Source organism: Escherichia sp. MOD1-EC6162, from assembly GCF_002965125.1.
Lineage (GTDB): Bacteria > Pseudomonadota > Gammaproteobacteria > Enterobacterales > Enterobacteriaceae > Escherichia > Escherichia marmotae.
In genome coordinates this window covers 41636-48941 of sequence record NZ_PTSB01000033.1, presented here as the reverse complement: position 1 = coordinate 48941, position 7306 = coordinate 41636, and the positions used below count along the sequence as shown (strand labels likewise).

The 7306-nt window shown below is 42.4% G+C and carries 8 protein-coding genes and 1 pseudogene; 2 read left to right on the top strand and 7 right to left on the bottom strand.

Translation table 11 applies throughout. From position 1 onward, the window contains the following. Positions 1-113: 113 nt before the first annotated feature. Both A9587_RS20755 and A9587_RS20750 read left to right on the top strand, forming a co-directional pair. Positions 114-1013, top strand: a pseudogene (locus A9587_RS20755) (tail fiber protein); the annotation flags it as partial. 3 nt (positions 1014-1016) lie between these two features. Continuing rightward, complete coding sequence (locus A9587_RS20750; protein ID WP_105265906.1) at positions 1017-1544, top strand: tail fiber assembly protein; 528 nt, start codon at positions 1017-1019, stop codon at positions 1542-1544. A 28-nt stretch (positions 1545-1572) separates the two neighbouring features. On the opposite strand, the gene A9587_RS20745 is transcribed toward A9587_RS20750, so the two are convergent. Genes A9587_RS20745 through A9587_RS20715 form a run of 7 tightly spaced genes read right to left on the bottom strand, consistent with a single transcriptional unit; the run spans position 1573 to position 7305 of the window. Continuing rightward, positions 1573-2106 (bottom strand): tail fiber assembly protein, encoded by a 534-nt coding sequence (locus A9587_RS20745; RefSeq protein WP_105265907.1) that lies wholly within the window; start codon positions 2104-2106, stop codon positions 1573-1575. A 2-nt stretch (positions 2107-2108) separates the two neighbouring features. Then, on the bottom strand, positions 2109-4178 hold the full coding sequence (locus A9587_RS20740) for a tail fiber protein (RefSeq protein WP_236942296.1): 2070 nt from the start codon (positions 4176-4178) through the stop codon (positions 2109-2111). 30 nt (positions 4179-4208) lie between these two features. Beyond that, positions 4209-4790 (bottom strand): phage tail protein I, encoded by a 582-nt coding sequence (locus tag A9587_RS20735; protein WP_000763347.1) that lies wholly within the window; start codon positions 4788-4790, stop codon positions 4209-4211. After that, a complete protein-coding gene (locus A9587_RS20730; RefSeq protein WP_105265908.1) occupies positions 4783-5907 on the bottom strand; it encodes a baseplate assembly protein in 1125 nt (374 codons plus the stop codon). The genes A9587_RS20735 and A9587_RS20730 overlap by 8 nt, the downstream gene beginning before the upstream one ends. After that, positions 5904-6224: a hypothetical protein gene (locus tag A9587_RS20725; protein WP_001406393.1), complete on the bottom strand. Its 321-nt coding sequence runs from the start codon at positions 6222-6224 to the stop codon at positions 5904-5906. The genes A9587_RS20730 and A9587_RS20725 overlap by 4 nt, the downstream gene beginning before the upstream one ends. Continuing rightward, positions 6221-6688 (bottom strand): phage tail protein, encoded by a 468-nt coding sequence (locus A9587_RS20720; RefSeq protein WP_000635200.1) that lies wholly within the window; start codon positions 6686-6688, stop codon positions 6221-6223. Before A9587_RS20720 ends, A9587_RS20725 begins: the two co-directional genes overlap by 4 nt. Next, positions 6685-7305 (bottom strand): phage baseplate assembly protein V, encoded by a 621-nt coding sequence (locus A9587_RS20715; RefSeq protein WP_105265909.1) that lies wholly within the window; start codon positions 7303-7305, stop codon positions 6685-6687. The genes A9587_RS20720 and A9587_RS20715 overlap by 4 nt, the downstream gene beginning before the upstream one ends. Position 7306 lies beyond the last annotated feature (1 nt).

The following is a 7306-nucleotide window of genomic DNA, read 5'->3' as shown; positions in this document are numbered from 1 at the left end:
AAATTCTGGTCAAAAGTTGACACTCTCGCATAACCATATTGCATACTTTCTAAACCGCGATTGTTGCTAAAAGCGGGAAAAAATATCGTTCAGACGATACAGAGGCAATTCGCAAAAACCTCGGTTTGCAGGAAACGATAAACAAGGCTTCTGGCGCATTGCAGAAAAACCAGAACGGTGCGGATATTCCAGGAAAAGATACCTTCACAAAAAATATTGGTGCAGCGAAAGCGGCCAGCGGAAGTATCAATATTGGAGGAGATAGCAGCAACTGGACGACAGCACAGTTTATTGCGTGGCTGGAGTCTCAGGGGGCATTTAATCACCCATACTGGATGTGCAAAGGTTCATGGTCTTATGCCAATAATAAAATTATTACAGATACAGGTTGCGGGAATATTCAACTTGCTGGCTCGGTGGTTGAAGTGATGGGCACCAAGAGCGCAATGACTATTCGCGTCACTACTCCAACAACTGCAACGAACGGTACAGCAAAAGCGCAATTTACTTATATTAATCATGGTGACACCTACGCGCCTGGCTGGCGTCGCGACTGGAATCGTGCTGGCGATACCATGACTGGGGAACTGATAACCACATCACAGAATGCTTTAAGGATGATTGCAGGAAATTATGGTGCAATTCTGCGACAGGATGGTGGCAGCTTGTATCTGTTATTTACTGCCAGTGGTGACCAGTACGGTAGCTGGAATGGTCTTCGTCCATTCTATATCGCGCTTAATACTGGTCTTGTTACTATGGGGCACGGTCTGAATGTGCACGGACAGGTTATCCCATCCAATTACAGCAATTTTGACTCTCGCTATGTGGGAGATGTCCGGCTTGGTACGCGAGTTGTTCAATTAATGTCACGCGGCGGGCGTTATGAGATTGCCGGACACGCACTTACCGGATTAAGAATTATTGGTGAAGTTGATGGCGATGATGAAGCTATTTTCAGACCAATTCAGAAATACATCAATGGTACATGGTATAACGTTGCACAGGTATAAATTATGCAGCATTTAAAAAATATCAGATCAGGAAATCCAAAAACAAAAGAACAATATCAGCTAACAAAGAATTTTGATGTTATATGGTTATGGTCCGAAGATGATAAAAACTGGTATGAGGAAGTAAGTAATTTTCAGGAAGACACAATAAAGATTGTTTACGACGAAAATAATATTATTGTCGCCATCACTAAAGATGCCTCCACGCTTAATCCTGAAGGTTTTAGCGTCGTTGAGGTTCCCGATATAACAGCTAATCGTCGTGCCGATGATTCAAGGAAGTGGATGTTTAAGGATGGAGCTGTGGTTAAACGGATTTATACGGAAGACGAACAGCAACAACAGGCTGAATCACAAAAGTCCGCGTTACTTTCCGAAGCTGAATCAGTTATCCAGCCACTGGAACGCGCTGTCAGATTGAATATGGCAACAGATGAGGAGCGTACACGACTGGAGTCATGGGAACGCTACAGCGTTCTGGTCAGCCGCGTGGATACGGCAAAGCCAGAATGGCCACAAAAACCAGAGTAAAAATTAAGGCCCGATAGCGGGCCTTCTCTCATTCTGGTTGTTCGGGAAACGTTACTGGCAGGCTGGAGGTGTCTGTGGATTCGACTTTCTGCGCGTAGAGCATCCACTCGGTTAATTTTTGTTTATTCTCGTCGGAAATGATGCCCAGCCGTAGCTGTGAGTCCCATAGCTGGGTTTTATCCCTGACAAGTTGCAACAGGCTTTGCTTTTCATTTTCCGCTTGTTGCCTCTGCTCTTCCTCGGTGTAAGTTCGCTTTATCACTACGCCATCTTTGAACATCCATTTACCCGAAATATCAGCCCGGCGATTTGCTGTAATATCAGGTAATTCAACGACGCTTGCGCCTTCTGGATTAATTGCTGAAACATCCTTTTCAATACAAATAATAACGCCGTTGTGGTCATAGACCATTTTCAACGTATCAGGCTGAAAGTTATTTTGTTCCTCATACCAGTTTTTTCCATCCTCTGTATAAAGCCATTTGATGTTAAATTGTTTCGTTAGCTGGTATTGCTCTTTTGTTTTAGGGTTGCCAGCAGTAATGTTTTTTAAGTGCATCATCGTTAAATACTCCCCGCGTTATACCACGTCCCATTAATGCAATACTGAATTGGCCTTGCCTGTGTTGTATCAATTAATTCATCACGGTTTCCGTTAACTGAACCCGTAACAACGTAACCTGACCTGTCAGACCAGCCGGGACCATTCCATGTCTGAACAGATGACAGACCGCCAAGGCGAATACCTGTAATAAACCTTGAGTTACATTCTGCCTGAGTATATGCACCAACATCTCCCGCTGAAGGTTTTCGTGTCGTGGTATAGAAATCTGACCAACCTAATTCAAACCCATAACCATCACGAGCCGACCTGTAGGAAATGCCACCATTTTTATAATTCACACGGAATTGTACGGCAGGACAGCTACCAGCATTTATATTAAAGTGAAGAATTAATGCAGATGCACCACCAATTAGGGCGTTATATGCACCACTATCCCAATTCCATCCAACGGATGTATCACCATTAACAGTATTACCTGTTTGTCGGAGTGCAAATGCATTGACATTTTTGGCACTAATTGAAATATCGCTAGAACCATCAAAACCAACTCCAGCAATTTTTCGTGCTGTTTTCAGCTTTGTTGCAGTAGCGGCATTGCCGGACAGTTCCCCAGAAAGGCCACCACTGAATGTTTGTCGATTGGTCCAGGTATTCGCCGTACTGAGTAACGGTATTTTTTCCCCGCTTGTGCCGAGTTCTCGTAAACCGAGGTATTCGATAACGGCGGCAACGGTCGATTTCGCAAGAATATCCCGCCCGACTTTTGTCAGAGTTGCCAGGCTGGCGACATCATTCCCCGTAAAATACGGAAACCTGTCTGCCGCAGTAGCAAGCCCGGCCAGCGCCGTCAGGGTGGCATCTTTCGGTTGCTTACCCGCAAGCGCGTTAGTCATGGTGGTCGCAAAATTCGGGTCGTTGCCCAACGCCGCAGCCAGCTCGTTCAGCGTATTCAGTGCGTCAGGCGATGAGTCCACGAGGGCAGCGATCGCAGCCATAACATAAGCCGTGCTTGCGATCTGAGTATTGTTAGTACCTTTTGGCGCAGTTGGTGTTGTTGGTGTTCCGGTCAGCGCCGGACTGTTCAGGGGCGCTTTCTTGTTCGTTTCATCCATTACCACCTTTACAGCTTTCGATGTCGCGGCCAGTGTTTCAGACGTGCTGTTGGTGGCACTACTGAGCTGAGTTATTCCCCTTACAGTCAGTGAAGCTACAGGCACATTTGTTATCTGCTCCCACGAATGCGTGTGATTGGACGGAGCCTTTCCGGCCGCAAGATCATACGCTGCCTTAACAGCCTTTGGTGTTGCTGCCAGCGTTTCAGACGTGCTGTTGGTGGCACTACTGAGCTGAACAATCCCTTTTCGCGCTGTGGTAGCGTCCTGTGCGGTGTATTTGGCGTTAGCCAGGTCATATGCTGCCTTAACAGCCTTAGGCGTCGCAGCAAGCGTTTCAGACGTGCTATTGGTGGCGCTGCTAAGTTGAACAAAGCCTTTTGAGGTTAAAGTTGCATCAGGATGATTACGTGATTGCTCATGTTTCACAATGGCTTGCTTAAGCCGCTTTGCTGAAACAGCAAGGGAATCATCTGTACCTGCATCAATTTCTTGTTCATTAGCAAATCTTGCCACCCCAACAACAGTTTCGGTCGCGGGAGGATTAATAAACTCAATATCACCAAATGTAATATTTTTAGTATCAAGAGTTTTAATTGCTATATCACTTGATATTAAAGCGATAGTAGATGATGCTTTATTTATTATTGCTTGTTCTTGTGAGTATACAGCAAACAACGTACCCTTATTCGTATACAATCCTATTGTATGGACAACATACTCATCTTTACTATCATCCTTCGCTGTTACATGAATTGTATCAGGGGAAACAACTTTGCCACCTATTGTGGTAAGTCGTTTTATTTCGTTTGTTATATTTGTTTGTGAAGTTGACGTGACATAATATCTACTACCTAAACCAACAGAAACAATCTCAACTTTATTTGTTCCTGTTTTGTTGGCATTAACCAGCTCCTGACGCCCGGCGTCAGTCATCGTAAATAATAATTTACTCACGCTTAATTCCTTGAATTAGCAAATTGCGAATTAGCACTCGCCAATTAATCGTACATAAGACACAGGCTGACAAGCACCAACAATACCGACACCACCAGAAACATTGGCTGCTTGCGAAAATGTAAATAATGTTCTTGCCGACTTTGCGCTCTTGATACTTCTTAACGTATCTTCCAACATCTCTTTCGAAGGAACGGCACCATCAAAAGAGTTAATCGAAGCAACAATTGAGGCTGTATATGGTTCGCCAGGTGGTGATGTTTCAAACCATTCTGTTATGTTTACCTCTCCACCCAAGCTATTTACTACATCTTCAACCGCTGCCCTTGTACCCTTTATTCGCTTTGTTCGTATTATTGATTTAAAAACAGAACGCTTTAACGATACAGGCCAACTATCCCTCCATGTATCAGCATTCCATTGCCAAGCTAAATGATCGAGAACAACTGAGTCCAGGTTATCAACAACGCTATATATTTCTGTCTTATATATTAAATTGTTAATTGCTTGTAGTTCATCATCGATAGCTTTCGACATAGCTATCACGTTGGGATCTCTAGCTAAGTTAGGAGGTAAAACATCCAACAAGCTAACATTAAAGATATCAGCCATCCTCTAACCCCGCATACTGGCAATTTATATTTCTCTCTCTGGCGACCTGCGTCTCTCCAACCACAGTAAATACAGGACTTGATATTTCTAATCTTTTAGCCCCAGCATTTTTTAAACGTTGAATAATTTCATCTGGATTTATATCTCTTCCCATAACCGAACGTTGCCATTGTTTATACTCATCAATAGCTTTCTCAACCTCACTTTGAATTAAAGTTGTTCTGTTTTTGTCCGATGAGTTAATCCAGTATTTAATTATTATATCGTATTCAATGCTCTCTGGTTTCTTAACAAGAACTTTATCTGTGAATGGTCGAATATTAGTTGCAGAGAGAACGCTATTTATCTGCTCTAATAGTTCATCAGAAGGTATATCCCCGTTCTCTAACAAAGAACGGATTTCTACAGTTCCGGGCGATGGTGTATATACATTCACATCTTTTATATTCTGATTGGCTGTTCTTGTCCAATATTTATAAGAATCCTCCGGCCCTGCTGTAGACAGTTTTTCCGGCGACAGTTTTATTCTTTCAGCATAATTATCATCTGACTCTGTATCAGCACCAGAATTAGATGTTGTTAGATTCCTTACGCTGGAAACATACGGCAACGGAGTCACCAACTCGTTTATTTGCCCAGGTAAAAATCCATTCCCCGATAAGCCAGGTATAACAGCATATCCTGAGGCTGTACCAACTGTTTTCCCAGCTGGTATTTCCAACAAAACATCTGTTTGGAAAATAACACTATTTCCAGTTGAAATTTGAGTGCCAGCAGGTATTGTATATATCCCCGATAATTTTGTTGACAGATTAAACTCAAATGTAGTCAAGGCAGATTGAGCTTCCAGCCTAGGCGTATCCGTCAGATAGCCTATATGGTCGAGATATTCACCCCCACCATATGTAAGAAGGTTTTGTTTTGCAGAAAAATCGATAGCTTTTCTTTGCTGTATAATAATCTCACACAATGACAAGATGAATAATCTACGTGGATCAGCAGGTGCTAATGTTTCACCTGTTATACTCTCAAAAGCCCTGATTGAACGAGTTGTTATATCAGTCGGGTTAGAATCTGCGAAAGTAATATCTGGCAAACCACCGCGCGGCAACGTCATTCTCTAACTCCTATCACAAGTTTTGGCCTAATAAAACCATCAGAAACGTCCGTTCTTTCAAAAGTAACAGAATGGATAATCGCTCTAGGCTCAAACTCACTAATTTTTTGAATTATTTCTCGTGTTGCTGTAGCAATAAAAATTGGGCTAGGGCTATCAACAAGACTTGAATTAACTCCTAATTTTCTGGCATATGGTACAGTGCCAATCTGAGTATTAATAATAGTAGAGACATTTTGCAAAACTTCTTCTACAACTGTTTTGGGCGACCAATCAATCGAGTAAGAAGGTGATGATATGGTAAACGTATTATTCATAATAATTTACCTAACGCACTTCTAGTTTTTGACTCTATATTGCCAGCAATATCAACTAATGCTTCTTTCAGAGAGGTCTGTCCGACTTCCTGTAATTTAATGCCGACGATAATCACTCGTGGATTCCCAGTTGGACCGAAATAAGTCCATGATTCCTCTATATCTGTAATTATAAAATTACCAAAATACTGAATACCAATTACAACAGGATTTACTTCCTGAATTGATTGCATTGTCCTAAGTAATGAAAGCGCAGCCAATGGAACAATGCCAAGTGTTGTATCCAACCGCATATTAAAACTAACTTCATCCAGATCTGGACCTATATCCTCCAGAACAGGTTTAAGCCCAATAACATCATGGCGCGCTACACGACGCTTTGACGTCCTTTTAAAATTGTTGAACGTATTCACCACTATTGATGAGGCAACAAAAGGCATTGTACCAAGCATACCCACAATCATGCCTGAGCCTCCGTTGTCGGAGCGTATTCCCCCTGAGCCGTGTGATGGTGGCCTTTAGATTTAATCCCATCAACATCTATATCACCACCAACAACCTTAACATCCCCAGAAATTGTAGCTGCAACACCTCCAGCAGAAGATCCTTTCATTCCACCTTTGAAGGTTAGTAATCCTTCAACTGTAGCATTTCCGGTAATGATGGTTTCTGGAGCATCAATAGTTACGGTTCCTGTAGCCTTAACGGTTACATCTCCGACAGCATCAACAAGGAGTAAATTAGATTCTCTGTCTACCTCAATACGAGTTCCGTTATTAAATCTAATGACGCGTTTATTAACAGTATTAGATGGCGGCTTCTGTGTTTCATCATAAAAACTACCAATAATAAAACCTTGTTGCGGCCCTGCGGGATGAAAGATACACAAAACTTGCTCACCAATATCTGGCATCCAGTAATCAGCATTCTTATCCGTATTTTTCACAATAACTGATAACTTTGCCGAAGTGACGTTATCCTGATCATCGAAAGTAACTCTTGCTGTAACATCACCATCATCAATATCAGAAACAACGCCAACTCTTATAGTCTGACGTAATAATGTTTCTAAATCATTCATA